Source organism: Comamonas aquatilis (genome assembly GCF_965139575.1).
GTDB lineage: Bacteria > Pseudomonadota > Gammaproteobacteria > Burkholderiales > Burkholderiaceae_C > Comamonas > Comamonas aquatilis.
The window spans coordinates 29,209-54,058 of the sequence record NZ_CBCSIW010000005.1; the positions used below are offsets into that span (position 1 = coordinate 29,209).

Here is a 24,850-nt window from a genome sequence, read left to right on the forward strand (position 1 = left end):
GGGCGCTGCCAGCTTGTGCGGCGCCATGGGTGTTTGAGGTCACGGGATCATCCTTGAGCGAGAGATCAGGACGTTTTCCGGTGCCCATCGGCAAGCTGCAGAAAAAGCGCAGCCCTCACTGGTGGGATGACCAGTGCGCGGGCACGCTGCGCGCGTGCAGCATCCTTGGGGTGCAAGGGGCACGAGAAAGAGTCCTGAAGGGGAGGGGTGAGAGAGCGGGAGCAGGGCATCGCCGCTGCGCAACAGGCAGAGCGGTGGCCATGCGGCCTCTGTAAAAAGCGAAAAGCCCCAAGAGCGTGAGCGCTTGGGGCTTGAATTTGGTGGTCGTAGCGGGACTCGAACCTGCGACATCAGCATTATGAATGCTGCGCTCTAACCAACTGAGCTATACGACCGACAGTCCGGTATTCTAATGCCAAAAATTCAGCTTTTCAGCCAAAGTCAGAATTTTTTGATGTGATCAAAAAGATCGGACATGAAAAAACCGCAGTGTTCATCAGAGCACTGCGGTTTTCTGTTTGGTGGTCGAGGCGGGACTTGAACCTGCGACATCAGCATTATGAATGCTGCGCTCTAACCAACTGAGCTACACGACCTGGAGCCAGCGATTATATACCAAATTACTGGTGGGTGAAATGGGCTGGGCGCTTGTTGACGAAGGCGTCCATGCCTTCCTTCTGATCCTGCGTGGCAAACAGCGCGTGGAACAGGCGACGTTCGAACATCACGCCATCCGACAGGCTGCTTTCAAATGCGCGGTTCACGGACTCCTTGGCCGCCATGACGGCCAGTTGCGAGAAGCCGCTGATGATGATGGCTGCGCCCAGGGCTTCTTCCATCATCTTGTCCAGCGGCACCACGCGGCTGACCAGACCGGCGCGCTCGGCTTCCGTGGCATCCATCATGCGGGCGGTCAGCGTCATGTCCATGGCCTTGGCTTTGCCCACGGCGCGGGGCAGGCGCTGCGTGCCGCCGGCGCCGGGAATCACGCCCAGCTTGATTTCGGGCTGGCCGAACTTGGCGTTGTCGGCGGCGATGATGAAGTCGCACATCATGGCCAGCTCGCAGCCGCCGCCCAGGGCGAAGCCGCTGACGGCGGCAATCACGGGCTTGCGAATGCTGCGAATGGTTTCCCAGTTGCGGGTGATGTAGTCGCCGCCGTAGGCGTCGGCAAAGCTGTACTGGGCCATGGCGCCGATGTCGGCACCGGCGGCAAAGGCTTTTTCGCTGCCGTTGATGATCATGCAGCCAATGCTTTTATCGGCGTCGAACTTCTTCAGGGCATCGCCCAGCTCGTTCATCAGCTGGTCGTTCAAGGCGTTGAGCTGCTTGGGGCGGTTCAAGGTGATGATGCCGACCTTGTCCGCTTCAACGCGCACTTCAATGGTTTCGTATGCCAAGGTTGTCTCCTGAGGGTGTTCTGAAGGTTTGGGTTGCAGATGCCAAGAATAACTGCTGTTGCCGCACAGATGCCAGGGTGCCCGGGCCGCTGTACGGCGATCGGCGTCAGGCCGCAACAGCTGCCACAGCGGCAACTGGGGCGGCTGAGCCGCTCAGCCAAAGCTCGCAAGCGGCCTTGTCGCTCACTTCCAGGCCCAGGTTGCTGATGGGCGCGGCTGGCGCATTGGCGCTATTTGCATCCTCGGCGACGGGTTTTGCCGGCTGCGGCTCCAGGGCCAGCTGCAGTGTCAGAATCTGCTTGTCGCGTGCCACCCAGGCGGTGACCTGATTCGCGTCGCCGGCGTAGAGCAGCAAATCGTCCAGTTTGGCGATGCGCCAGCGCTGCTCCTGGGCCTCGACGGCCAGCCATTCGTCGCCGGCCATCATGCCGGCCTGCTCGGCCAGACCGCCGCGTAGCACGGTCTTGACCTGCACGCTATGGTTTTCCTGAACGCGCAGGCCCAGCTTCTGCGCCAGCTGCGCAGGTTCGGCCTTGGCCTTGATGCCGTGCTTGGCCAGCAGCTCGGCCAGCGGCAGATCGTCTGTGCCATGCACCCATTGCAGCAGCTGCTGGGCCAATGACACGCCGGTCAGCTCGCTGACCACGGCCACCACGTCGGCTTCGGTCATGGGGCCGCCATCGCAGCGCTGCCACAGCCCGCGCATCACATCGTCCAGCGACGCGCCGTGCTGGCGCAGGCTCAGGTCAAGGCACAGGGCGACCAGCGAGCCCTTGGTGTAGTAGCTCACGGTGTGGTTGGCCGTGTTCTCGTCCTGGCGGTAGTACTTGACCCAGGCGTCAAAGCTGGCCTCGGCCACCGATTGCAGCTGGCGTCCCGGCGTCTGCAGCACCTGGTTGATGGTGCGGGTGATGAGCTTGAGGTATTGGGCGCTGTCGATCAGCCCTGCGCGGCGCAGGAACAGGTCGTCGTAATAGCTGGTGAAGCCCTCGAAGAACCACAGCAGCTCGGTGTAGTTTTCCTGTTCGTAGTCATAGCGGGCGAATTCGCCAGGGCGCAGGCGTTTGACGTTCCAGGTGTGAAAGTACTCGTGGCTGATCAGACCCAGCAGCGTGGTGTAACCCTCGCTGGCCTTGGCTTGGCCGGGGCCGGTGTGTTTTCGCGGCAGATCGCTGCGGCCGCAGATCAGGGCGGTGGAGTTGCGATGCTCCAGTCCGCCATAGCCGTCGTCCACCACATTGAGCATGAAGACATAGCGCTCCATGGGCGGGCGGCTGCCATCGGCATGCCAGAAGGCAATTTCCGCTTCGCAGATTTTCTGGGTGTCAGCCAGCAGGCGCCGACCGTCAAAGCTGGGGGCGGCTCCTGCCACCACAAATTCATGCGGCACGCCGCCGGCCACAAATTCACCGCGCCAGAACCTGCCCATCTCGACGGGGCAGTCCACCAGCTCGTCGTAATGGGCTGCGGTATAGAGGCCAAAGCCCTGGCCGTCTACCTGGGCGGCCGCGAGGCCGGTGGCTACTTGCCAGTCTTGCGTGGCGGGGCTGCTCAGCAGCTCCAGCGCATGGGGGTTGTGCTCCTGGCCGTGCACGCGCAGGCACAGGCTGGTGCCGTTGAAAAAGCCGCGGCGGCGGTCCAGCCAGGCGGTGCGTACCGAGGTGTCATATGCGCAAACTTGATAGCTGATAGTGCAGACTGTATCTGCGTTGCAGCCGATTTTCCATTGATTCTTGCTCAGCTGTTCGACAGCGATGGGCTGGCCGCTCTGCGTGGCGCTCAGTGCTTGCAGGTTCTTGGAAAACTCGCGCACCAGATAACTGCCGGGAATCCAGACCGGTAGCGACAGCAGCTGCCCGGCTGCCGGGTGTTCCAGATGCAGGGTGACATCAAAAATATGAGCGTCCACCGCGCTGGCCTGCACGGTATAGCGAATCAAAGAGGCGGGGGCAACAGCCATGGCGGCTCCAAAAAAGAGGCCAGGGCATTGCACGGCCTGTGCTGCCCCGGCCAGGGTTCGCTTGATGCGACCGAGCGCCAAAGCGCCCAGAGGTGAATGGTGTCCAGCTTACTTGGCGGCCAGGTGCTTTTCCACTTCAGCAGCCGAGATGGCTCCGGGAACGCGCACATTGTTGGCAAAGATGATGGTGGGCGTGCCCGTGATCTTGTATTTGCGGCCGAATGCCACGTTGCGCTGAATGGCGGCAGGATCGCACTGGGCCGCGGGAGCGTTCTTGCTGTTGAGCATTTGCTCATGCCAGGCCTTGGCCGGGTCCTTGGCGCACCAGATATTGCGCGACTTGTCGGCCGAGTCCGGACTCAGGATAGGGTAGAGAAAGAGGTAGATCGTGACGTTGTCCACGCTCTGCATGTCTTTTTCAAAGCGCTTGCAGTAACCGCAGTTAGGGTCTTCGAACACGGCCATCTTGCGCTCGCCCTTGCCGTGCACGATGGTGATGGCGTCCTTGAGCGGCAATTGCTTGAAATCGACCGCCGTCAGCTGGTTCATGCGGTCTTCGGTCAGATTGCGTCTGGCCTTGGTGTCGATCAGCTCGCCCTGGATCAGATAGTTGCCCTTGGCATCGGTGTAGAAGATGTCGGTGCCTACGCGGACCTCGTACAGACCGGCCATGGGGGTGGAGCGCACCTCATCGATCTTCTCGAGCTGGGGAATGCGCTCGGTCAGCGTCTTTTTGAGATTGGCATCCTGGGCATGCACGCTCAGGCCGAAGGTCAGGCTGGCGGTGGCCAGCAGGCAGGCAACAAGTTTCATAGAGCAAGTATGGGGCCGCGCTGGGCACGGCCGACCTTAGGTATTTCTTATTTCTGCCGCCCAGGCCCGGGTGAATCCAGGGCCTGGGCGGCAGGGCATGCGCTTTGGAGTGGCTTGGGGCCCAAGGGTTCCCCGGATCGACCGGGGAGGCCAGGGCTCAGAGCAGACCCATGGCCTGTTTGGCCATCCAGGACTTGAGCGGGCCGCTGCGCTCGAAACCCTTCATGCCCCAGTTGCGCAGCATTTGCATGGGCACTTCGGGGCGGGCAAACAGCTGCTGCAGGCCGTCCATGGCCAGACCCATGGGGGCCAAAGCAGCCTTGCGCTCGCGTTCGTATTGGCGCAGCAGTTTGGTGTCTGCCGTGCTGCGCCAATAGTCGCGCTCCTGCAGCACGCGGGCCAGCGTCTGTGCGTCGGCCAGGCCCAGGTTCAAGCCCTGTCCTGCCAGCGGGTGCACGTTATGGGCGGCGTCGCCGGCCAGCACCCAGCTGCGCGGGGTGCGTGAGGCATCCATCTGGGTACCGCACCAGCGGTCGGCCACGGCCTGCTGCAGCGGCCAGGCGGCGCGCGGGGCAATTTCCTGCAGCTCGCCCAGGGCGTATTGGCTGATGGTCTGCAGGCGCACGGCAAAAGTCTCTTCGTCGCTGTGCAGCCACTCTTGCACCAGGCTTTGTTGCAAGGACCAGACCACGGCCACCTCGTTGCCTTCGGGGCCGGCCAGAGGCAGCAAGGCCAGAATGCCTTCGGGCGTGAACCACTGGCGCGCAATGCCGCCGTGGGGCAGTTCACAGCGCAGGCGGGTGGCAATCGCACTCTGGGAATAAGGGGTGACGGAAAAATCCACGCCGAACTCGGCACGCGTGCTGCTGGCGCGGCCTTCGCAGATGGCGGTCAGCGCTGCGGGCACGGGCTCTTTGACGATTTCCACCTGGGGCTGGTAGCGCACGGCTTCGGCCAGGCGCTGCTCCAGAGCGGGAACATCCACAATCCAGGCCAGCGCCTCCACCTCTTGCGAGGCCGCATCGAATTGCACCTGGCCGTCCAGATCGCCAAACACCTGCATGCCGGTCACCGGCGTGGCGTGCTCGTCATCTGGCCAGCAACGCAGGGACTCCAGCACCGTCTTGGAGCTGGCATTGAGAGCATAGGCCCGTACATCCCGTCCCTGGGCGTTGCGCTCTGCCGGTGCGACCAGTGCCACACGCAGGCGATCACGCGCCAGCAAAAGAGCCAAGGTCCGGCCCACAATGCCGGCTCCACGAATACATACATCAAAGGTTTGCGCCATGTCCGGCATTGTAGGAGGCGTGAGCCGGGCCTGTGTTCCTCGCGGATTGACCATTTTCGGGGTCCATCACCTGCATCAACTATGCTGTTGATAGCAGCTTGCGCTTGATGGGTAAGCGCTACAGGTCAAAATTGCTCCAACTTATCCGCACCTTCCTGCCATGACCGATACCAGTTACGACGTCCAAGGCCAGATCGCCCAGCTCTGGATTTACCCTGTCAAATCCTGCGCCGGCATTGCGGTGCAGCAGGCGCAGCTGAGCCGCCATGGCCTGCAATGGGACAGGCACTGGATGGTGGTGGACGGGCAGGGAGAATTCCTCACCCAGCGCACGCACCCGCGCATGGCGCTGATTCGCCCCGAAATCGGTACCGATCATTTGCGGCTCCACTTTCCGGGGCTGGATGCGCTGCAGCTGCCTTTGACAGCCCAAGGCGGCAAGCGCCGGGCCAGAGTCTGGAAGGATGTGGTGGACGCCTGGGATCTGGGCGAATGGGCGCAGCCGGCCAGTCAGTGGTTGAGTGCTGCGCTGCAGACCGATGCCCAACTGGTGCGCTTTGACCCGGAGCAACCCCGGCAAGCCAGCGAGCGCTGGGTAGGGCAGGACGATGCACCCACGCACTTTGCCGATGGCTACCCCTTGCTGGTGTTGAGCCAGGCCGCAGTGGACGAACTCAACGAGCGGCTGGAGCAGCAGGCCGAACCGGCCGTCGATGCCAGGCGTTTCAGGCCCAATATCGTGATTTCCGGTCTGGAGGCTCATGACGAAGACCGGGTGGAGTTGCTGCATCTGCTGGAGAGCGCGGGAGTCAGCCTGCGCCCTTGCAAGCCCTGCACACGCTGCCCCATTCCCGATATCGATCCCGATAGCGCCGTACCCGGCACGGCCGTGGGGCAGCTCATTCGCGGATACCGCCAGGATCCACGGGTGGAGGGTGCTATTACTTTTGGTATGAATGCCCTGGTGCTGGGCTTGCCGCCGGGCCGGGCGGCCACAGCCACTTTGCAGCTGGGTCAGTCTGTGGCCGGAAATTTGCGCTTCGATTGAGCCTCTGTTCAGGCGTTTTTGACCTCTCACGTCGCTCTCGCCGCTCAAGGTCTGATTCCGCCGCGCGCCTGCAGAGATTCGAGCCTCATTACAATCGGCATAGATTTCAGTGACAAAACCAGAATCCGACTCTGCAAACAGAGCGCGTCTGCGTCACATCTCTCCAGAACACCGAACACGCCTCAATGCGGATCGGGCACTTCGGCCACGATGGTGTGGTGCCAGGTAGTGCATTGATATCAAAGGAAATTTCCATGAGCCTCAAATGCGGCATCGTGGGCCTGCCCAATGTGGGCAAGTCCACTCTTTTCAACGCCCTGACCAAGGCCGGCATCGCCGCCGAGAACTATCCCTTCTGCACGATCGAGCCCAATACCGGCGTGGTGGAAGTGCCCGATCCGCGTCTGGATCAGCTGTCCGAGATCGTCAAGCCCGAGCGCATTGTTCCCGCCATCGTGGAATTTGTGGACATCGCGGGTCTGGTGGCGGGTGCCTCTCAGGGTGAAGGTCTGGGTAACCAGTTCCTGGCCCATATCCGCGAAACCGACGCCATCGTCAACGTGGTGCGCTGCTTTGAAGACCCCAACGTGATTCACGTGGCCAACAAGGTGGACCCGATTGCCGATATCGAAGTCATTCAGACCGAGCTGTGCCTGGCTGACATGTCCACAGTGGAAAAGGCAATTCATCGCTATAACAAGGCCGCTCGCTCAGGCACTGACAAGGATGCGGCCAAGATAGTTGCTCTGCTCACCCAGATTCAGACTGCGCTGAACGAAGGCAAGCCTGCTCGCACCGTGCCAGTCTCCAAGGAAGACGCTCCTTTGATCAAGCAGTTCTGCCTGATCACCGCCAAGCCCGCCATGTTTGTGGGTAACGTCTCGGAAGACGGCTTCGAGAACAACCCGCTGCTCGACCAGCTCAAGGCCTACGCCGAAGCCCAGGGTGCCCCTGTGGTCGCCGTCTGCGCCAAGATCGAGGCCGAAATGTCCGAGATGGAAGACGAAGACCGCGACATGTTCTTGGAAGAGTTGGGCTTGGAAGAGCCTGGCCTGAACCGCGTGATTCGTGCTGGCTTCAAGCTGCTGGGTCTGCAAACCTACTTCACCGCTGGCGTGAAGGAAGTGCGTGCCTGGACCGTGCCCATCGGCGCCACCGCCCCTCAAGCCGCTGGAGTGATCCACGGCGATTTCGAGCGCGGCTTCATTCGTGCCCAGACCATTGCCTTTGACGACTTCATCGCTTTCAAGGGCGAGCAAGGCGCCAAGGATGCCGGCAAGATGCGTGCCGAAGGCAAGGAATACATCGTCAAGGACGGCGATGTGCTGAACTTCCTGTTCAACGTCTAAGCGGCAGCCTTTGAACGAGACCGAGCAGCACTCCGTGCAGGCTGACCTGGTGGCGGTGCTGGTTGCCGTCACCGCCGGTCAGCCGCGCATTCTGACGACCAGGGCGGGGGTGACGCTGCCTGCCGGTCCGTTCACCTCCAACCACCGCTCGCTGCAGGTCAGCCTGCGTGCCTGGGTGGAGAAGCAAACCCATCATCCCCTGGGGTTTGTGGAGCAGCTCTATACCTTTGCCGACCGCGATCGTTCGCAGGAGCTGGGGGTGCGCGCCATCTCCATCAGCTATCTGGCCCTGACCTGCGAACTCGATGACAACGGCCATGCCCAGCCGGGCTGGCAGGACTGGTATCGTTACTTTCCCTGGGAAGACTGGCGTTCGGGGGCGCCCGAGGTCATTGATGGACAGATTGCTCCGGTGCTCAGACACTGGTGTGAAAGTGCTTCAGATTCTGTAGCTGCATACGAACGTCAGCAAAGGGCTGCATTGACTTTTGGTCTGGATGGCCATGAGTGGAACGAAGAACTGGTGCTGCAGCGCTATGAGTTGCTGTTCGAAGCCGGTCTGGTGCAGGAAGCCTGGCGCGACGGGGTGAGTGCGCCCGAAGGTGCGGTGCTGGTGGGCACGGCCATGAGCAACGACCATCGCCGCATTCTGGCCACCGGCATAGCCAGGCTGCGCGCCAAGATCAAGTACCGGCCCGTGGTGTTCGAGCTCATGCCCGACGAGTTCTCGCTGCTGCAACTGCAGCAGACCGTCGAAGCTCTGGCAGGCCGGGGCCTGCACAAGCAGAACTTTCGCCGCCTGATCGAGCAGCAGGCACTGGTGGAGGAAACCGGGCAGATGACGGCCACCGGCGCCGGCCGCCCGGCCAAGCTGTTTCGCTTCCGCCGCAATGTGATGCTCGAACGAGCGATTGCTGGCAACAAGCTGCCATTGGCCAGATCCCACTGATTTTTGATTTCGCAGACGGAACTGGCTTGACGGGGTTAATGCTCAGGTTTAGCATAAATGAGTCTGCGCGATGGCTTGAAAGCGAATCGCGCTTTTTATTTCTATACCAATACTCAAAATGAGCATTATCGAGACTGCCGCCCTGCCTGTTCCGCCTCTGCCGGATGTGATGCTGGAGCCGCTGGTGCGCATGGCTTTGCTGGAAGACCTGGGCCGTGCCGGCGACCTGACGACGGACACCATCGTGCCCGCAGACGCCACGAACGAGTTGCGTTTGATGGCGCGTCAGGAGGGCGTGCTGGCCGGGCTGGACCTGGCGCGTCTGGCCTTCACTCTGATGGACGGGCGCATGGAGTTTCAGGTCAGCCGCCAGGACGGCACCGTGCTGGAGCCGGGCATGGAGATCGCCCGCATCCGCGGCAAGAGCCGCGCCATTCTCACGGCCGAGCGCACGGCGCTGAACTATCTGTGCCATCTGAGCGGCGTGGCCTCGGCCACGCATTCGATTGCCGAGGCCATCAAGGGTTTCGGCACGCGGGTGACCTGCACGCGCAAGACCATGCCGGGCCTGCGCTCGCTGCAAAAGTACGCCGTGCGCGTGGGCGGCGGGAGCAACCACCGCTTTGGACTCGATGATGCCGTGCTGATCAAGGACAACCATATTGCTCTGGCCGGCGACGTGGCCACCGCCGTGGCCCGTGCCCGTGCCGGCGTGGGTCATATGGTCAAAATCGAGCTGGAGGTGGACACGCTGGTCCAGCTCGAGGTGGCGCTGCAGCTGGGTGTGGATGTGGTGCTGCTGGACAATATGAGCCTGGACGATTTGCGCACCGCCGTCGGCATGTGCAAGGGCAGGGCGATTACCGAAGCCTCGGGCCGTATCACGCCCGAGACTGCGGCTGCAGTGGCTGCGACGGGAGTGGACCAGATCGCCGTGGGCTGGTTGACCCACAGTGCGCGCGTGCTGGATATCGGACTGGACGCTGGATGAGTTCCCCCCTGAGCGGCTTTGCCGCTTCCCCCAAGGGGGACGACGCCCTCGCTGCGAGGCGGCGGGGCCGCCCAGGCTCTTGCTCGGCATCTTTGGCGTGCGCTCTGCCTTTGCATGTCCTGTGGTGTAGCTGATGAAGACTTTTCTTAAACATCGCCGTAGCTGGGCTGTGCTGGCAGCTGCCGCAATCGCAACCGCCGCCGCAGGCCTGTGGCAGGCCAGCACGGGCAAGGCTGCCATGCGGTTTGAAAAGCCCATCACCATCGTGGTGACCTTTCCGCCCGGAGGCGGCACGGATTTGCTGGCCCGCAAGCTGGGGGCGGAGCTGCAGCAGCGCATAGGCCAGACGGTGGTGGTGGAAAACCGCCCCGGTGCCAGCGGCAATATCGGCGCGCGCCAGGTGGCGGAGTCTGCGGGGGACGGCAGCACGCTGCTGATGGTCAACAGCACGTTTGCCATCAACCCCGGCGTGTACCAGCATCTGGATTTCGATCCGCGCAAGGACTTCAAACCGGTGATCAATGTGGGCACGATTGCCTCGGTGCTGGTCGTGCCCCAGCAAAGCGAGGTGCATACGCTGGCCGATGCATTGAAGCTGGCTTCGCCTGCGTCGCCTTTGGCGTTTGCCAGCTGCGGCAACGGCACGCCCCAGCATATGGCCGGTGAGTTGCTGGCCCAGGTCAGTCATGTCAGCTTGCAGCATGTGCCCTACAAGGGCTGCGGACCTGCCATCACGGCGGTGGCTGCCGGGCAACTGCCATTGGGTGTGGTCACGGTCAGCAGTGCCGGGCCCTTGATGCAAGCCGGGCGTGTGCGTGCAGTAGCCATCAGCTCAGCCGGACGGCTGGCGCAATGGCCGCAGCTGGCCACCGTGGCCGAGCAGGGTATGGCGGGCTATGCGCTCGAGCAATGGCATGGGCTGCTGGCCCCGGCCGCCACGCCGGATGCCGTGGTGCAGCAGTTGCATCAGGTGCTCAGCGAGATCGTCAGCCAGCCCCAGATGCAGCAATCCCTACAGGATCAAGGCTATAGTCCGGTGCGCGAAAGCGCGGAGCAGTTTGCCCAGTTGATTGCTGCCGATATGGATCGCTATGCGGCTTTGGCCACCCAGCTCAAGCTCAGGGTGGACTGATGCAAAACGGCCACCGTCCTGCTCGCGCTGGTCTTGCTGTCATGACGCAACGATAGATTGACTCCAGCTGCTGGCAGTCAGCACCTGCAAGGAGTCTCACCATGTTTTTGATTGCAAACCGCCCAGGCTGGCAGCCACTCCGCGCCTGCCTCGCGGCCGCTTTGGGCGGCCTGGGCTTGCTGATGGGAGGGGTTGCCCAAGCCGCCCGACCCATGATTACCGACGATGCACGCATTGTGGACGCCAAGGCCTGCCAGCTGGAGAGCTGGGTCAAGCACCCCAAAGGGCATGCCGAGTTCTGGGCTCTGCCGGCCTGCAATTTCAGCGGCAATCTGGAGCTGACCGTGGGCGGTGCGCTCACCCGCATGGACGGGGGCACGCGCACCAGCGCCCAGTTGCTGCAGGGCAAAACACTGCTCAAGCCTCTGGAGTCCAATGGCTGGGGTGTGGCGCTGGCGCTTGGCATGTCGCGCGATCCGCGTCGTGAGGCGGGTGGCGGGCACGATATGTATGCCTATATGCCGGTGAGCTTTGCCTTCAGGGATGACCGTCTGCTGGTGCATACCAATGTGGGCTGGCTCAGAGAACAGGGCAGCCGCGGCCAGCATCTGACCTGGGGATTGTCGACCGAGGCACAGTTGCAGCAACACACCTGGCTGATCGCCGAGACCTTTGGCCAAGGCGGGGGCAAACCTTTCATGCAGGTCGGTTTGCGCTACTGGCTGGTGCCCGACAAGGTGCAGATCGATGCCACCTATGGCAACCGCGTGGGTGAAGGGCGCCAGCGCTGGTTCTCTCTGGGCTTGCGCCTGCTGTCCTTGCCGTTTTTGCCTTGAAAATGTTTCAGAAAATACGCAGGAACAGCTGTTGCAGACCGGCCGTCATCAGAAAGTAGCGCAAGAACTTGCCCACCGCCATATAGGCCACGCAAGGCCAAAAGGGCAGGCGCAGCCAGCCCGCCACGGCGCACAAGGGGTCGCCTACGATGGGCAGCCAGCTCAGCAGGCAGGTCTTGGCCCCGTACTTGCGCAGCCAGCTGCGGGCGATGCGATGCCAGCGGGACTGCTGGCGCAGGCTTTTCTGCGCCGGAGCGCCGTCTTGCCGATGGCGCAGCTTGCGGGCCTTGCTCCAGGCCTGTTGGGCGCCCAGGCCCATCCACCAGCTGATGGCGCCGCCAATGGTGTTGCCCGCCGTGGCGACCAGGATGGCCGGCCAGAACAGCGCCGGGTTGGCCGAGACCAGGGCCGCTACCAGCGGCTCGGAACCCAGGGGCAGCAAGGTGGCTGAAATAAGGGCGACGATGAAGACCGTGCTCAGCCCCAGTTCGGGCAGCGACAGCCATTGCAGCAACTGATGTATCCAGACTTCCATACGGCTGTCAGTGTAGGCGGGGTTCAATTCCCTCACGCCCGGGGTTGGGCGGGCTGCACCTTGCTGTATCGTGTTACATCTGAATGCGTATGCTGGAAATTTTTGACAGCAAACCAAGTAAAGCCAACAGGAGTCATCAATGGTGTTGATTGCGGGAAGGACGGGAGTGCTGGGTAAGGCGCTTGTGGCTGTTTCTGCTTTTATTTTGATAGCCGGATGTGCCCATAGGGCGGTGACTACAGTGCAAAAACGGCCCGAAACCTCGGTGGATCTGGTGGCCCTGGCCACGCTGGCCCCGGGCGTGCGCCAGGACGTACGCTATGTAGGGCCGCACAACTTCATGGGCCGCCCCGTGGCCGGCTACGAAAGCGCCCAGTGCTGGCTGAGCCGCCCTGCCGCGCAATCACTGGCTGCCGTGCAGAAAGAGCTGGCCGCCAGCGGGCTGGCGCTCAAGGTCTATGACTGCTACAGGCCGCAGAAGGCGGTCAACGACTTTGTGCGCTGGGGCAAAGACCTGGCGGATCAGAAGAACCGGGACATGTATTACCCCCGGGTGCCCAAATCCGAGCTGTTCAAGCGCGGCTATATCGCTGAAAAGTCGGGCCACAGCCGGGCCAGCACGGCCGATCTGACGCTGATGGTGGTGGACGCCATGCGCGCCAGCCAACAGGTGCGCGGTCCGCTGGCCGACGGTATCGATGTGGACATGGGCACGCCGTTCGACCTGTTCGACGAGCAATCCCACACCGAGCACCGAGGGCAATCGCCCGATGTGCGGCACAACCGTCTGTGGCTGCGCAGCCTGATGCAGCGCCACGGCTGGCGCAATCTGCCCGAGGAGTGGTGGCATTACACCCTGGTCAACGAACCCTATCCGGACCAGTATTTCGACCTGCCAGTACGCAAGCTGCAGTAGGCACCGCACAGATAGTGATTCGCAGTGCAGGGGGATGCACTCTGTTGGCTATTGCTGAAAATTTGGGCAGGTATAATTCAGCCCTCTTTTCTTGCTCCCGGCTGCGCCTTTGCTTCATGCTGCGCGCGGCCTTCGACCCCAACTCATGCCTGCTCTGCACATTGGTCATATCCCATTGGCAAACCGCTTGTTTGTCGCGCCCATGGCGGGTGTGACGGACAGGCCGTTTCGCCAGTTGTGCAAGGCCTTGGGGGCGGGTTATGCGGTCAGCGAGATGGTGACATCGCGTAAAGACCTGTGGAACAGCCTGAAAACCAGCCGCCGAGCCAACCATGAAGGCGAGCCCGGACCGATTTCCGTGCAGATCGCCGGGACCGAAGCGGCCATGATGGCCGAGGCGGCCGTCTACAACATCGAGCGCGGTGCGCAAATCATCGACATCAACATGGGCTGCCCCGCCAAGAAGGTCTGCAACAAATGGGCGGGTTCCGCCCTGATGCAGAACGAGCCCCTGGCCGTGGAGATCGCCCGCGCCGTGGTGGAGGCTGCACGCCCCTACAACGTGCCGGTGACCTTGAAGATGCGCACCGGCTGGTGCGACGAGCACAAGAATGCGGTGCTGCTGGCCCGCCAGTTCGAGGACGTGGGCATCCAGATGCTCACGGTTCACGGCCGCACCCGCGAGCAGGGCTACAAAGGTTTTGCCGAGTACGACACGATTGCTGCCGTCAAACAGGCTGTAAGCGTGCCCGTGGTGGCCAACGGCGATATCACCAGCCCCGAAAAGGCCAGGGACGTGCTAGCTTACACGGGCGCGGACGCCATCATGGTCGGCCGTGCAGCGCAGGGCAGGCCCTGGATCTTTCGCGAGATAGCCCATTTTCTGGCCACGGGCGAGCATATGGCCCCGCCGCTGGTGGCGGAGCTGCGCCGTTTGCTGCTGGAGCATTTGCAAGATCACTACAGCCTCTACGGCGAAGGCACAGGCGTACGCAGTGCGCGCAAGCACATTGCCTGGTATTTGCGCAGCCTGCCGGGGGGCGAAGAATTTCGAAAACACATCAACACAATTGAGGACTGCGCGGTGCAATGGCAGGCCGTAGCCGATTTTCTGGATGCCCTGGGGCAGCAGATGGATCGGATACCGGCGGCCACGGCAGGTGTCCGACAAGACGCCGAGCTGGATGAACCCGCAGGAATAAGTGCATGAGCAACCAGAATTTAGAACAATGCGTTCGCGACAGCCTGGAGGGCTACTTTCGCGATTTGGATGGCGAGACGCCTGCCAATGTTTATGACATGGTGATCCGTCTGGTCGAAAAACCGCTGCTGGACGTGGTGATGAGCCACGCCGACAACAACCAGTCGCGTGCCGCCGAATGGCTGGGCCTGAACCGCAACACCTTGCGCAAAAAGCTGGTCGATCACCAGATGCTGTGAGCGCAAGCCAGGATTCACGCGATACAGATACTCCCAAATTAATAGCTGCAAGCGCATTACCTACCTGCACTTGCGGCTTGTTTTATTCCAAACCTTGATTGACGCCCATGAAAGCTCTGATCTCCGTCTCTGACAAGACCGGTATCGTCGAATTTGCCCAAGCCCTGCACGCCCTGGGCGTGCAGCTGTTGTCCACCGGCGGCACGGCCAAGCTGCTGGCCGACAAGGGCCTGCCCGTGACCGAAGTGGCTGAAGTCACCAAGTTCCCCGAGATGCTGGACGGCCGCGTCAAGACCCTGCACCCCATGGTGCACGGCGGCCTGCTGGCCCGTCGCGAGCTGCCCGAGCACATGGCTGCGCTCAAGGAACACGGCATCGAGACCATCGATCTGCTGGTGGTCAACCTCTACCCCTTTGAAGCCACCGTGGCCAAGGCCGGTTGCACGCTGGCCGACGCCATCGAGAACATCGACATCGGCGGCCCTGCCATGGTGCGCTCCGCTGCCAAGAACTGGAAAGACGTGGGCGTGCTGACCGCAGCCGACCAGTACGACGCCGTGCTGGCCGAGCTGAAGTCCGCCGGCAAGCTGTCCAACAAGCTGCGTTTCGAGCTGTCGGTGGCTGCGTTCAACCGCATCAGCCAGTACGACGGCGCCATCAGCGACTACCTGTCGTCGGTCAAGTTCGAAGACGAAAAGCTGTCTGAAGAATACGTGCCCGAGCGCAACCTGTTTTCGGCCCAGGCCAACAGCCAGTTCGTCAAGATCCAAGACCTGCGCTACGGTGAAAACAGCCACCAGCAAGCCGCCTGGTACCGCGATCTGTACCCCGCTCCCGGCTCGCTGGCCACCGGCGTGCAGCTGCAAGGCAAGGAACTGAGCTACAACAATATTGCCGATGCCGATGCGGCCTGGGAATGTGTGAAGAGCTTTGAGGTGCCTGCCTGCGTCATCGTCAAGCATGCCAACCCCTGTGGCGTGGCCGTGGGCGCCAACGCCTTCGAAGCTTATTCCAAGGCCTTCCAGACCGACCCCACCAGTGCGTTCGGCGGCATCATCGCCTTCAACCGCCCCGTGGACAAGGCCGCTGCCGAAGCTGTTTCCAAGCAGTTCGTCGAAGTGCTGATGGCTCCCGAGTTCAGCGCCGAAGCGCTGGAGATCTTCAAGTCCAAGGTCAATGTGCGTCTGATGACGATCGCCTTGCCTGCCGGCGGCGCCACCGACTGGGACAATGGCCGCAACGCCATCGAATCCAAGCGCATCGGTTCGGGCCTGCTGCTGCAGACTTCCGACAACCATGAGCTGACTCTGGCCGACCTGAAGGTGGTGACCGTCAAGCAACCGACCCAGGAAGAGCTGCAAGACCTGCTGTTTGCCTGGAACGTGGCCAAGTTCGTCAAGTCCAACGCCATCGTGTTCTGCAAGAACGGCATGACCATGGGCGTGGGCGCCGGTCAGATGTCGCGCCTGGACTCGGCTCGCATTGCCTCCATCAAGGCTGAAGCGGCCAAGCTGTCGCTGCAGAACACCGTCGTGGCGTCGGATGCCTTCTTCCCCTTCCGCGACGGTCTGGATGTGGTGGTCGATGCGGGCGCAACCTGCGTGGCCCAGCCCGGCGGTTCCATGCGCGACCAGGAAGTGATCGACGCGGCCAACGAACGTGGCGTGGCCATGGTCTTCACCGGCGTGCGCCATTTCAGGCACTAAGCAACACACCCCCTGAGGCGCTTTGCGCCTTCCCCCTCTCTCGCTGCGCGGGAGGGGGACGATGCCATCGCTGCGGGGCGGCCCTTGCTTGGCATCTCTGACCTGGATTGCGCCATTTTTTGGCGCAGCGCCCAGTTCGCAAAGCAGGGCATGGATGACAAGGTATGACTGATCCTATCGACGACGAAGAAAACTACCCGCCCAAACCGCGCTGGATTGGCTGGCTGATCGGGCTGGTCATGCTGGCCGCGGCGCTGGGTGTGGCCAATATCGGCTGGCGCATCATGCGGGTCAGCATGGCTGAGCAGGCGGCAGACGCACTGGTGCAAAGCCATCCTGAGCTGGCTGCTGGCAAGAAACTGGTGGAACAGTCCGACTGCATGCGTTGCCATGGCTGGGATCGCAAGTTTGTGGGCCCGGCTTTTGTGAGCATTGCCGAAAAATACCGTGATCGCGCGGATGCCGAGACTTATCTGGCCGACAAGATTCGCGGCGGCAGCGTGGGCGTCTGGGGCAATGTCATCATGCCGCGCCACCCGCAGATCAGCGAAGAGCAGTCTTTGCAGATGGCGCGATGGTTGCTGCTGGTGGAGCCTGCCGCCAAATAGGGCGATTTGCTGCGCTTCGCTTGAAGACCCAAGGCCTGTAGCGCATTGCTGCAGGCCTTTTTTACGGGGTTGCCTGCACGGCTGGCAGGCCGTGTTTGCATAATGGCCCCGATGCTTCCGTCCCCGCCTTTTTCCAAATCGTCGCCTGCGGCCAAAGGCCGTGGCCTGCTGTTCTGGGCGATTTGCACCATGGTGGTGTTCTACGCCATCTATCCGGCCAGCAACTGGCTGGCATCGCAGCAGCTGCTGCGGCATGACTTCATCACCCCCTGGGATGGACTGATTCCGTTGGTGCCGGAGTTCATCTGGGTCTATTTTTCCTTTTTCATCTTCATTCTTTTGCCCATCTGGCTGGTCGATGCCCGGGAGGTGGATGCGCTGGGCAAGCGCCAGGTCACGGCGACGGTGATTTGCGGCCTGGTGTTCGCTCTGTTTCCGGCCAATCTGGCTTTTGAGCGGGTGGTGCCCGATGTCGAGCCTTACCGCAGCATCTTCACGCTGATGTTCGCGGTGGACAAGCCGCACAATCTGCTGCCCTCTTTGCACATCGTCTACACCGTGGCCACGGGCCTGGCCATGGTGCGCACCCAGTGGGCACGCGGCCGCCACGGCTTGTGTGTGTTTTTGCTGGTCTGGGGGCTGGCGATTTGCGCCTCCACCCTGCTGGTGCATCAGCACCATATTCTCGATGTGCTCACGGCCATGCTGCTGGTTGCCTTGCTGCAATGGCTGATAAAGGGCCCCAGACCGGCGGGCCGCTGATTCCCCCGCTGCGCTGCCGATTATTGGGGAAATTCAGCGTTTCCTGCATCAGTGGCCGCTTACTCGCAGTTCAGCAGCGCAGCAAAGGCTGTGTGAGCAGTCTTCTTCAGGCATGGGGCCTACCTAGCTTGTTCACGAAGCTGCTGCACTCCGGAATGCACAAAACATGCGGCTATGGCGGGAAAGCCGCAGATAAGCTGCAAGCCGCCGGTGGAAACCCTAGGATTCATTTTTGACAAAACTTTCGGGGCAAGTGGCGGCCGCAGGCGGCTGCTGTAGCGCCCCGTCAACCTGCATGCAGTGGCTTAAAACGAAAACAATTGAACAGGCTCTGGCCGATTCCGATGAGCCGGGACGACAACTCGAACGCAGTTTGGGCGTGTTTGATCTGATGATCCTCGGCGTGGCCGTAGCCGTGGGGGCGGGCATCTTCTCGGTAGGGGCACGCGCGGCGGGCAGCTTTGCCGGACCGGCGGTGATCTTCTCCTTCATCCTGGCTGCCGCCACCTGTGCCGTGGCCACCATGTGCTATGCGGAGTTCGCCTCCAGCGTGCCGGTCACCGGCAGCGCCTATACCTATACCTATCTGACGCTGGGCGAGGGCCTGGCCTGGATAATTGGCTGGAATCTGCTGCTGGAGATGATCTCTGCCGGTGCCGTGATCGCCAAGTACTGGGGCATTTATCTGTCCACCATTTTCTCCACCGCCGGCCTTGATGTGCCCAGCACCATTTATCTGGGGCCGGTGGCCATGGAATGGGGGCCGTTCGTCATCGTGGCCGTTTTCACCGCGCTGCTGATGCGCGGCACCAAGGCCTCGGCCCAGGTCAACAATGTGTTCACGCTGATCAAGATCGCCATCACGCTGTTTGTGATCGTGGTCGGCTTCACCTATATGGACGTGAAGAACTTCACACCGTTTGTGCCGCCGGCCCAGCCTCCCGCCATCGGCCACGGCGTGACGGGCGACGTCTGGGGTCAGCCCATGCTGGCCTGGCTGTTTGGCGCGCAACCCAGCCAGTACGGTTGGCTGGGCGTGATCTCCGGTGCTTCTCTGGTGTTCTTTGCCTTTATCGGTTTCGATGTGGTCGCCACCTCGGCCGAAGAAGTCAAAGAGCCGCAAAAGACCTTGCCGCGCGGCATTTTCGGCGGTCTGGCCCTGGTGACCTTGCTCTACATCCTGGTCACGCTGGCGCTGACGGGCATGGTGCCCTATAGCGAACTGGCCAAGGCCGAGAACCCCTCGCTGGCCACCGCTTTCATCAGCGTGGGTGCCAACTGGGCCGCACAGGTGATTGCCGTGGGCGTGCTGATGGGCCTGACTACCGTGGTCATGGTGCTGCTGATGGGCTCGGCCCGCGTGCTGCTGGCCTTGTGCCGCGACGGCCTGCTGCCGCGCAGCTGGAGCGTGACCTCGGCCACGCGCAAGACGCCGGTGCGCCTGCAGCTGCTGGTGGGCGTGGTGATTGCCGTGCTGGCAGGCTTTACCAAGGTGGAGCTGCTGGAGGAGATGATCAACATCGGCACGCTGTCGGCCTTTGTGCTGGTCAGCATAGGCATTCTGGTGCTGCGCAAAAAACGCCCCGATCTGCAAAGCGGCTACCGCGTGCCCCTGGTGCCCTTGGTGCCGGTGGCCTCGGCCCTGCTGTGCACCTATCTGATGCTGAATCTGACCACGCTGACCTGGCTGCGCTTCATGGGCTGGATGGCCATAGGCGTGCTGATCTATCTGGCCTACGGCATGCGCCACTCACGTCTGGCGCATTCCGATAAGCGATAAACGATTCCAAGTGATTTATGCCTGAATCCCAATGAATTCAGGCGCTATCAGCTATCAAATCAAAAGCCCTGCAGATGCTGTTCTGCGGGGCTTTTTGTTTGGCTAAAGTGCACCCATGTCGCACACACTTCCTTCTGCAGACGGGCAGGACCGCTGCTTCTGGTGCCATGGATCGCCCCTGTATGTGCACTACCACGACCATGAATGGGGTTTTCCGGTGACCGAGGACAGACGGCTGTTTGAAAAGCTCAGCCTCGAAGGCTTTCAGGCGGGCTTGAGCTGGTACACGATTTTGGCCAAGCGCGAGAACTTTCGGGCCGGATTTGCCAACTTCGACTTTCATCAAGTCGCCCAATTCGGCCCGGCCGATGTGGAGCGCCTGGTGCAGGATGCCGGCATCGTGCGCCATCGCGGCAAGATCGAGGCTGTGATCAACAATGCCCAGCGCGCTATCGAAATGGTGGACAAAGAAGGCTCGCTAGCCGCCTTCTTCTGGCGCAACCAGCCAGCCGCGCCATCGACGGGTGCCGAAGTGCCGGCGCAGACGGCCGAGTCTCAAGCGCTGTCTAAGGAACTGAAAAAGCGCGGCTGGAAGTTCGTCGGCCCCACCACGGTCTATGCCTTTATGCAGGCCATGGGCATGGTCAATGACCACGCCCCCGGCTGCGTTACGCGCGCCCAGGTGGAACAGGCGCGCAAGAATTTCCAGCGGCCGCAGTGACTAGCCCGGCTGGCGGTCCAGCTCCAGCAGCGTGGCGGCCAGCACCTGGGTGCCGGCCAGTACCTGCTCGGGTGAGGCCCATTCCACGGCGCTGTGGCTTCGCCCTTCCAGGCAGGGGATGAAGATCATGCCCGAGGGGCCGGTGTGCGCGATATACATGGCATCGTGGCCGGCGCCGCTGGGCATGCGGCGGCAGCCCAGACCCAGGCGCTGAGCGGCGCGCTCCACGGCGGCCGTGACCAGCGGGGCACAGGGCACGGGGTCCACATGGGTGCGGGGCTCCACGCGCCACTGCACGCCCAGTCGCTCAATGGCCGGGCTGCAGCGCCGCTCCAGCACTTCCCAGAATTCCTTGAGCACGGGCGCGTGGTTGCTGCGCACTTCCAGCGTCAGCTCCACCTGGCCGGGCACGGTGTTGCTGGCATTGGGCGAGACCGCCATGCGCCCCACCGTGGCCACCACATAGTGGGGCGTGCTGCGGCTCCACTGGCGAGCCAGGCGCTGGGCTTGGCGGATCACGCAGGCGGCGGCCACCAGGGCGTCGCTGCGTTCGTCCATGGGCGTGGTGCCTGCATGGTCGGGTCGGCCTTCGAAGAACAGCTGGGCCCGGCGTATGCCCACGATGTCGGTGACTGCGCCTATGGCCAGGCCTTCGCGCTCCAGCATGGGGCCTTGCTCTATGTGCAGCTCCACAAAGGCGGCGAAACCGTCCTGGCGGCGGTCGGCTTCGGCCAGCGCCTCGGGGCGGGCGCCCAGGCGTTGCAGGGCCTGGCCCAGGGTGTCGCCCTGGCCGTCGCTGGCGGCCAGCATGTCGGGGCTGAGCATTCCGGCCATGGCGCGGCTGCCCACGCAGGAGATACCGTAGTCGCTGGGTTCCTCGCAGAGAAAGTCTATGACCTCGAACGGGTGCTCCAGCGTGATATTGGCGTCGTTCAGCGCGTGCGCCACTTCCAGTCCGGCCAGCACGCCGAGGATGCCGTCGAAGCGCCCACCGGCATTCACGGTGTCGGTGTGCGAGCCCGTGGCCAGGGGCTTGAGTTCGTTGCGCCGGCCGGGGCGGCGGCCGATCAGATTGCCGGCGGCATCCAGGTGCACCTGCAGGCCGGCAGCTTCAAAGGCTTCGCGCAGCCAGGCGCGTGCGGCCGTGTACTCGGGGCTGAAGGCGCGGCGCGTCCAGGCGATGTCGGCTCGGGTGAAGGTGGAGAGTTCTTCCAGGCGGCGCCACAGGCGCGCGCCGTCAATGGGAGGGAGCTTGGAGCGTTCGGCAGTATTCATGGCCTAATCTTCGCCTGTGTATCACCACAAGAGAATCTTTGACTGCTTATGCAAAGCATTAGTGGAACTTTGGCCAATGCCCCCAGCCTGGGCTTGCTGCGTAGCTTTTGCCTGGTCGTGCAGGAAGGCAGTTTTTCGCAGGCAGCCGAGTTGATGGAGTTGTCCCAGCCTGCGGTCAGCCTGCAACTGCGCCAGCTGGAGCGCCATCTGGGCACGCGGCTGATTGAGCGCGTGGGGCGCCGTGCCGTGCCCACGGCCGCCGGCCGGGCTCTGCTGGAGCAGTTGCCGGCGGTGACTCTGGCACTGGAAGGGCTGGAGCAGGCGCTGGGCGCGCATGTGCGTGACGTCAGTGGTCAGGTGCGCATAGGCACGGGTCTGACGGTCTGTCTGTATCTGCTGCCTGCTGCGCTGCGCCAGGTGCGTGCCCAGTATCCGGGCATCGATATCGTGGTGGTGACGGGCAATACCGAGGAATGCGTGCGCCGGGTGGAAGACAACAGCCTGGATCTGGCGCTGGTGACCTTGCCGGTGAACCGGCGCGCTTTGCTGGCCACACCGGTGCTGCGCGATGAGCTGGTGGCCGTGGGACGGCCGGGCTTGCTGGGCTCAGGTGCTGCAGTGACGGCTGCCCAGCTGCGTCCGCTGCCGCAGCTGGCGCTGCAGAAATCCGCCAGCACCCGTGGTGTGGTCGATGCCTGGCTGCGTGGCGGTGGCGAGACGCCGCGTCTGCAGATGGAACTGGACAGCGTGGAAGCGCTCAAGGAAATGGCTGCCATCGGCCTGGGCTATGCGGTGCTGCCGCGCATGGCAATGCAGGGGCGCGGTGCACGTGAGGATCTGGAGCTGCGCTCCCTGGCCCCGCGACTGGAGCGTACCCTGGCCATGGTGTTGCGCAAGGACAAGCCCCTGAGTCGCGCCTTGTCCGTGGTCTGCCAGAGCATCCAGTCGCATGGCGCAGCCTGGGAGCAGGCATGACTTCCCTGAAAGCAAAACGCCGGGACATTCCCGGCGTTTTGAACAGAGTTCAGGGGCTCAGAGTGTCTTGAACACTTCGCGCGCCGCCTCGATGGTGCGGTCTATATCGTCGTCCGTATGGGCGGCGCTGACAAAACCGGCTTCGTACAGTGCGGGCGCAAAGTAGTGGCCGCGCTCGAGCATGCCGTGAAAGAACTTGTTGAAGACCTTGCCGTCGGTCTTCATGACTTCGGCATAGGTGCTGGGCAGCTGGGGCAGGAAATAAAAGCCGAACAGGCCTCCTTGCCAGTCCACGCTGAAGGGCACGCCGGCAGCATTGGCTTCGGACTTGAGGCCTTGCATCAGATGGCCGGTCTTCAGGTGCAGATCGGTGTGAAAGCCGGGGCGGCTGATCAGCTCCAGCGTCTTCAGACCGCAGGCCGTGGCAATCGGGTTGCCCGACAAGGTGCCGGCCTGATAGACCGGGCCCAGGGGCGAAAGTTTTTCCATAATTTCGCGGCGGGCGCCAAAGGCTGCCATGGGCATGCCGCCGCCGATCACCTTGCCCATGACCGTGATGTCGGGGGCAAAGCCGGCGATTTCCTTGGCGTACACGCTTTGCGCACCGCCCAGGGCCACGCGGAAACCCGTCATCACCTCGTCGTAAATCATCAGCGCGCCGTGTTCACGGGTCAGCTCGCGGATGCGACAGGTGAATTCCACCGAAGCGCGCACAAAGTTCATATTGCCGGCAATCGGCTCCATGATCACGCAGGCAATGGAATTGCCGATCTTGGCAAAAGCTTCTTCGAGCTGGGCGACGTCGTTGTACTCCAGCACGATGGTGTCTTTGGCCACATCGGCGGGCACGCCGGCCGACGAAGACGCGCCAAAGGTGGCTAGGCCCGAGCCGGCCTTGACCAGCAGTGCATCGGCATGGCCGTGGTAGCAGCCGTTGAACTTGATGATGGTGTTGCGGCCCGTGAAACCGCGCGCCAGGCGCAGGGCGCTCATGCCGGCCTCGGTGCCCGAACTGACCATGCGCACCATGTCCATGGAGGGCATGAGGGCGCGGATTTTTTCGGCCAGCACCACTTCGCGCTCGGTAGGCGCGCCGTAACTAAAGCCTTCAAGCACGGCTTTTTGCACGGCTTCCACCACTTCGGGGTGACCGTGGCCCAGGATCATGGGGCCCCAGCTGCCGATGTAGTCGGTGAATTGCTGCTGGTTCTGGTCCCAGAAATAGGCACCTTGAGCGCGCTGCACAAAGCGGGGCGTGCCGCCCACGGCCGCAAAAGCGCGTACGGGAGAGTTCACGCCGCCAGGAATCACCTGCTTGGCGCGTTCGAACAAGGCAATATTCAGATCAGTGTTTTGTGTCATGAGAGGGCATCACAAAGCCTTCGATGGGCTTGGTGGCAGATTCGTTATCGGTGTCGCCGGAGGCCGCGGCGTCTTCATCGTCTTCGTCGGGCTGGGCCCAGAACAGGCGATCGGGAATGTAGTGGCCCATGCCGGGTCTGAAGCCTGCATCCAGGCTGTGGTCCAGGTACTCCAGCGCTTCCAGCGTGGCTACGCCCAGATCGTTGCCGGTCGCAATCAAGGCGGTAAGCGCCGCCGACAGCGTATCACCGGCACCGGTGAACGTGGCTTCGAACATTTCGTATTTGCTGTTGCCCAGAACGGCCTGGGCAGTACTCAGGATGTTGTCGACGAACTGGTCGGGCAGGGGTATGCCCGTGACCAGGACGTAAGGCACTTCCAGTGCTTCAGCCGCCATGGCAATGTCGCGCGCCGTGGGGGAGCGGCTGTTGCTCCAGTCAGGCAGCAGCCAGCGCCACAGGGTGTTGTGGTTTCCAACCAACACCGAGGTTTGAGGCAGGACAAGTTCCTTGAATGCATCCAGGTACTGGTCGAGCTTGTCTTCCTCCCACCAGGACAGATCGGGCATGTAGCTGACGATGGGAATTTCTGGGTAGTCCGAAGAAATTTCGGCAATGGCGGCCAGATTGCCCGGGCTGCCCACAAAGCCGACCTTGATGGCTGCGACCGGAATGTCTTCCAGCACGGCACGGGCCTGCTCGGTGACAGCCTCGTCATCCAGGGGGAAGTATTCATACACCCGGGCGGTGTCGCGCGCATAGGCACCTGTTACCACCGGTAGTGGGTGCCCACCTACGCAGGAAATGGTGGAGATGTCCGCAGACAGGCCGCCAGCACCGCTGGGGTCGCTGCTGTTGAAAACCAGCACGCAGATAGGACTCGCTTCGGTTTCTGCGGTATCCGAAGTGGAAGAGGGGGTAGGTGTTTGGGGGGTGTTCAGTGCCATGGCTCACCCCAGTGTGCACCCGGGATAGCAAGGGTGAAGGCCGGGGTTATGACTAGAT

23 protein-coding genes and 2 tRNA genes are annotated in these 24,850 nt (G+C 62.5%); 15 read left to right on the forward strand and 10 right to left on the reverse strand.

Annotated elements, in window-relative coordinates:
• Window positions 1–318: 318 nt before the first annotated feature.
• From ACNAZA_RS08675 to ACNAZA_RS08700, 6 genes are all read right to left on the reverse strand, one after another.
• Window positions 319–395, reverse strand: a tRNA-Met gene (locus ACNAZA_RS08675).
• A 124-nt stretch (window positions 396–519) separates the two neighbouring features.
• Window positions 520–596, reverse strand: a tRNA-Met gene (locus tag ACNAZA_RS08680).
• 24 nt (window positions 597–620) lie between these two features.
• On the reverse strand, window positions 621–1,400 hold the full coding sequence (locus ACNAZA_RS08685; protein ID WP_415796136.1) for an enoyl-CoA hydratase: 780 nt from the start codon (window positions 1,398–1,400) through the stop codon (window positions 621–623).
• A gap of 106 nt (window positions 1,401–1,506) precedes the next feature.
• Window positions 1,507–3,360, reverse strand: coding sequence for a M61 family metallopeptidase (locus ACNAZA_RS08690; protein ID WP_415796137.1), 1,854 nt, complete (start codon window positions 3,358–3,360; stop codon window positions 1,507–1,509).
• A gap of 108 nt (window positions 3,361–3,468) precedes the next feature.
• Window positions 3,469–4,173, reverse strand: coding sequence for a DsbC family protein (locus tag ACNAZA_RS08695; RefSeq protein ID WP_415796138.1), 705 nt, complete (start codon window positions 4,171–4,173; stop codon window positions 3,469–3,471).
• Window positions 4,174–4,330: 157 nt separating this feature from the next.
• The gene (locus ACNAZA_RS08700; protein WP_415796391.1) at window positions 4,331–5,470 is read right to left on the reverse strand and encodes an FAD-dependent monooxygenase; all 1,140 of its coding nucleotides are present in this window, start codon (window positions 5,468–5,470) and stop codon (window positions 4,331–4,333) included.
• Between the two features lie 151 nt (window positions 5,471–5,621).
• Here ACNAZA_RS08700 and ACNAZA_RS08705 point away from each other — a divergent pair, with 151 nt between their 5' ends.
• The 6 genes from ACNAZA_RS08705 (at window position 5,622) to ACNAZA_RS08730 (ending at window position 11,766) form a co-directional block, all read left to right on the forward strand.
• Window positions 5,622–6,509 carry an MOSC domain-containing protein gene (locus tag ACNAZA_RS08705; RefSeq protein WP_415796139.1) on the forward strand — a complete coding sequence of 296 codons (888 nt, stop codon included), beginning with the start codon at window positions 5,622–5,624 and terminating at the stop codon, window positions 6,507–6,509.
• Window positions 6,510–6,763: 254 nt separating this feature from the next.
• The gene (ychF, locus tag ACNAZA_RS08710; RefSeq protein ID WP_415796141.1) at window positions 6,764–7,858 is read left to right on the forward strand and encodes a redox-regulated ATPase YchF; all 1,095 of its coding nucleotides are present in this window, start codon (window positions 6,764–6,766) and stop codon (window positions 7,856–7,858) included.
• Window positions 7,859–7,868: 10 nt separating this feature from the next.
• A complete protein-coding gene (locus ACNAZA_RS08715; protein ID WP_415796142.1) occupies window positions 7,869–8,807 on the forward strand; it encodes an NUDIX hydrolase in 939 nt (312 codons plus the stop codon).
• A 118-nt stretch (window positions 8,808–8,925) separates the two neighbouring features.
• Complete coding sequence (nadC, locus tag ACNAZA_RS08720; RefSeq protein ID WP_415796143.1) at window positions 8,926–9,798, forward strand: carboxylating nicotinate-nucleotide diphosphorylase; 873 nt, start codon at window positions 8,926–8,928, stop codon at window positions 9,796–9,798.
• Window positions 9,799–9,931: 133 nt separating this feature from the next.
• The gene (locus ACNAZA_RS08725) at window positions 9,932–10,930 is read left to right on the forward strand and encodes a tripartite tricarboxylate transporter substrate binding protein (protein ID WP_415796144.1); all 999 of its coding nucleotides are present in this window, start codon (window positions 9,932–9,934) and stop codon (window positions 10,928–10,930) included.
• Window positions 10,931–11,031: 101 nt separating this feature from the next.
• Window positions 11,032–11,766, forward strand: coding sequence for a hypothetical protein (locus ACNAZA_RS08730; RefSeq protein WP_415796145.1), 735 nt, complete (start codon window positions 11,032–11,034; stop codon window positions 11,764–11,766).
• A 7-nt stretch (window positions 11,767–11,773) separates the two neighbouring features.
• Here the strand turns inward: ACNAZA_RS08730 and ACNAZA_RS08735 are convergent, their stop codons facing one another.
• Window positions 11,774–12,301: a YqaA family protein gene (locus tag ACNAZA_RS08735; RefSeq protein ID WP_415796146.1), complete on the reverse strand. Its 528-nt coding sequence runs from the start codon at window positions 12,299–12,301 to the stop codon at window positions 11,774–11,776.
• A gap of 241 nt (window positions 12,302–12,542) precedes the next feature.
• Between ACNAZA_RS08735 and ACNAZA_RS08740 the strand changes: the two genes are divergently transcribed.
• The 8 genes from ACNAZA_RS08740 to ACNAZA_RS08775 all read left to right on the forward strand — a co-directional run bounded on the left by ACNAZA_RS08740 (window position 12,543) and on the right by ACNAZA_RS08775 (window position 20,234).
• Window positions 12,543–13,217 (forward strand): M15 family metallopeptidase, encoded by a 675-nt coding sequence (locus ACNAZA_RS08740; RefSeq protein ID WP_415796148.1) that lies wholly within the window; start codon window positions 12,543–12,545, stop codon window positions 13,215–13,217.
• 145 nt (window positions 13,218–13,362) lie between these two features.
• On the forward strand, window positions 13,363–14,427 hold the full coding sequence (gene dusB, locus ACNAZA_RS08745) for a tRNA dihydrouridine synthase DusB (RefSeq protein ID WP_415796149.1): 1,065 nt from the start codon (window positions 13,363–13,365) through the stop codon (window positions 14,425–14,427).
• Window positions 14,424–14,657, forward strand: a complete 234-nt coding sequence (locus ACNAZA_RS08750; protein ID WP_066477459.1) for a Fis family transcriptional regulator — start codon at window positions 14,424–14,426, stop codon at window positions 14,655–14,657. Before dusB ends, ACNAZA_RS08750 begins: the two co-directional genes overlap by 4 nt.
• A 107-nt stretch (window positions 14,658–14,764) precedes the next feature.
• Window positions 14,765–16,363, forward strand: a complete 1,599-nt coding sequence (gene purH, locus ACNAZA_RS08755; RefSeq protein WP_415796151.1) for a bifunctional phosphoribosylaminoimidazolecarboxamide formyltransferase/IMP cyclohydrolase — start codon at window positions 14,765–14,767, stop codon at window positions 16,361–16,363.
• Window positions 16,364–16,527: 164 nt separating this feature from the next.
• Complete coding sequence (locus ACNAZA_RS08760) at window positions 16,528–16,971, forward strand: c-type cytochrome (protein ID WP_415796152.1); 444 nt, start codon at window positions 16,528–16,530, stop codon at window positions 16,969–16,971.
• 111 nt (window positions 16,972–17,082) lie between these two features.
• Window positions 17,083–17,733 carry a phosphatase PAP2 family protein gene (locus ACNAZA_RS08765; protein ID WP_415796154.1) on the forward strand — a complete coding sequence of 217 codons (651 nt, stop codon included), beginning with the start codon at window positions 17,083–17,085 and terminating at the stop codon, window positions 17,731–17,733.
• Between the two features lie 379 nt (window positions 17,734–18,112).
• Entirely contained in the window at window positions 18,113–19,513 is a 1,401-nt protein-coding gene (locus tag ACNAZA_RS08770; RefSeq protein WP_415796155.1) for an amino acid permease, read from the forward strand.
• Window positions 19,514–19,628: 115 nt separating this feature from the next.
• Complete coding sequence (locus ACNAZA_RS08775; RefSeq protein ID WP_415796156.1) at window positions 19,629–20,234, forward strand: DNA-3-methyladenine glycosylase I; 606 nt, start codon at window positions 19,629–19,631, stop codon at window positions 20,232–20,234.
• On the opposite strand, the gene ACNAZA_RS08780 is transcribed toward ACNAZA_RS08775, so the two are convergent.
• A complete protein-coding gene (locus ACNAZA_RS08780) occupies window positions 20,235–21,509 on the reverse strand; it encodes a Zn-dependent hydrolase (protein WP_415796158.1) in 1,275 nt (424 codons plus the stop codon).
• A 48-nt stretch (window positions 21,510–21,557) separates the two neighbouring features.
• On the opposite strand from ACNAZA_RS08780, the gene ACNAZA_RS08785 reads away from it, so the two are divergent.
• A complete protein-coding gene (locus tag ACNAZA_RS08785) occupies window positions 21,558–22,484 on the forward strand; it encodes a LysR family transcriptional regulator (protein WP_415796159.1) in 927 nt (308 codons plus the stop codon).
• Between the two features lie 57 nt (window positions 22,485–22,541).
• On the opposite strand, the gene hemL is transcribed toward ACNAZA_RS08785, so the two are convergent.
• Together hemL and thiD are read right to left on the reverse strand one after the other, a co-directional pair.
• On the reverse strand, window positions 22,542–23,846 hold the full coding sequence (gene hemL / locus ACNAZA_RS08790; RefSeq protein ID WP_415796160.1) for a glutamate-1-semialdehyde 2,1-aminomutase: 1,305 nt from the start codon (window positions 23,844–23,846) through the stop codon (window positions 22,542–22,544).
• Window positions 23,830–24,792 (reverse strand): bifunctional hydroxymethylpyrimidine kinase/phosphomethylpyrimidine kinase, encoded by a 963-nt coding sequence (thiD, locus tag ACNAZA_RS08795; protein WP_415796161.1) that lies wholly within the window; start codon window positions 24,790–24,792, stop codon window positions 23,830–23,832. The genes hemL and thiD overlap by 17 nt, the downstream gene beginning before the upstream one ends.
• Window positions 24,793–24,850: the final 58 nt, after the last annotated feature.

What these genes read in the sequence shown, in the direction of transcription:
- ACNAZA_RS08690 (WP_415796137.1), bottom strand. Translation starts at nt 3,360, where the DNA reads ATGGCTGTTGCCCCCGCCTCTTTGATTCGCTATACCGTGCAGGCCAGC.
- ACNAZA_RS08695 (WP_415796138.1), bottom strand. Translation starts at nt 4,173, where the DNA reads ATGAAACTTGTTGCCTGCCTGCTGGCCACCGCCAGCCTGACCTTCGGC.
- ACNAZA_RS08700 (WP_415796391.1), bottom strand. Translation starts at nt 5,470, where the DNA reads ATGCCGGACATGGCGCAAACCTTTGATGTATGTATTCGTGGAGCCGGC.
- ACNAZA_RS08705 (WP_415796139.1), top strand. Translation starts at nt 5,622, where the DNA reads ATGACCGATACCAGTTACGACGTCCAAGGCCAGATCGCCCAGCTCTGG.
- ychF (WP_415796141.1), top strand. Translation starts at nt 6,764, where the DNA reads ATGAGCCTCAAATGCGGCATCGTGGGCCTGCCCAATGTGGGCAAGTCC.
- nadC (WP_415796143.1), top strand. Translation starts at nt 8,926, where the DNA reads ATGAGCATTATCGAGACTGCCGCCCTGCCTGTTCCGCCTCTGCCGGAT.
- ACNAZA_RS08725 (WP_415796144.1), top strand. Translation starts at nt 9,932, where the DNA reads ATGAAGACTTTTCTTAAACATCGCCGTAGCTGGGCTGTGCTGGCAGCT.
- ACNAZA_RS08730 (WP_415796145.1), top strand. Translation starts at nt 11,032, where the DNA reads ATGTTTTTGATTGCAAACCGCCCAGGCTGGCAGCCACTCCGCGCCTGC.
- ACNAZA_RS08735 (WP_415796146.1), bottom strand. Translation starts at nt 12,301, where the DNA reads ATGGAAGTCTGGATACATCAGTTGCTGCAATGGCTGTCGCTGCCCGAA.
- dusB (WP_415796149.1), top strand. Translation starts at nt 13,363, where the DNA reads ATGCCTGCTCTGCACATTGGTCATATCCCATTGGCAAACCGCTTGTTT.
- ACNAZA_RS08750 (WP_066477459.1), top strand. Translation starts at nt 14,424, where the DNA reads ATGAGCAACCAGAATTTAGAACAATGCGTTCGCGACAGCCTGGAGGGC.
- purH (WP_415796151.1), top strand. Translation starts at nt 14,765, where the DNA reads ATGAAAGCTCTGATCTCCGTCTCTGACAAGACCGGTATCGTCGAATTT.
- ACNAZA_RS08760 (WP_415796152.1), top strand. Translation starts at nt 16,528, where the DNA reads ATGACTGATCCTATCGACGACGAAGAAAACTACCCGCCCAAACCGCGC.
- ACNAZA_RS08765 (WP_415796154.1), top strand. Translation starts at nt 17,083, where the DNA reads ATGCTTCCGTCCCCGCCTTTTTCCAAATCGTCGCCTGCGGCCAAAGGC.
- ACNAZA_RS08775 (WP_415796156.1), top strand. Translation starts at nt 19,629, where the DNA reads ATGTCGCACACACTTCCTTCTGCAGACGGGCAGGACCGCTGCTTCTGG.
- ACNAZA_RS08780 (WP_415796158.1), bottom strand. Translation starts at nt 21,509, where the DNA reads ATGAATACTGCCGAACGCTCCAAGCTCCCTCCCATTGACGGCGCGCGC.
- ACNAZA_RS08785 (WP_415796159.1), top strand. Translation starts at nt 21,558, where the DNA reads ATGCAAAGCATTAGTGGAACTTTGGCCAATGCCCCCAGCCTGGGCTTG.
- hemL (WP_415796160.1), bottom strand. Translation starts at nt 23,846, where the DNA reads ATGACACAAAACACTGATCTGAATATTGCCTTGTTCGAACGCGCCAAG.
- thiD (WP_415796161.1), bottom strand. Translation starts at nt 24,792, where the DNA reads ATGGCACTGAACACCCCCCAAACACCTACCCCCTCTTCCACTTCGGAT.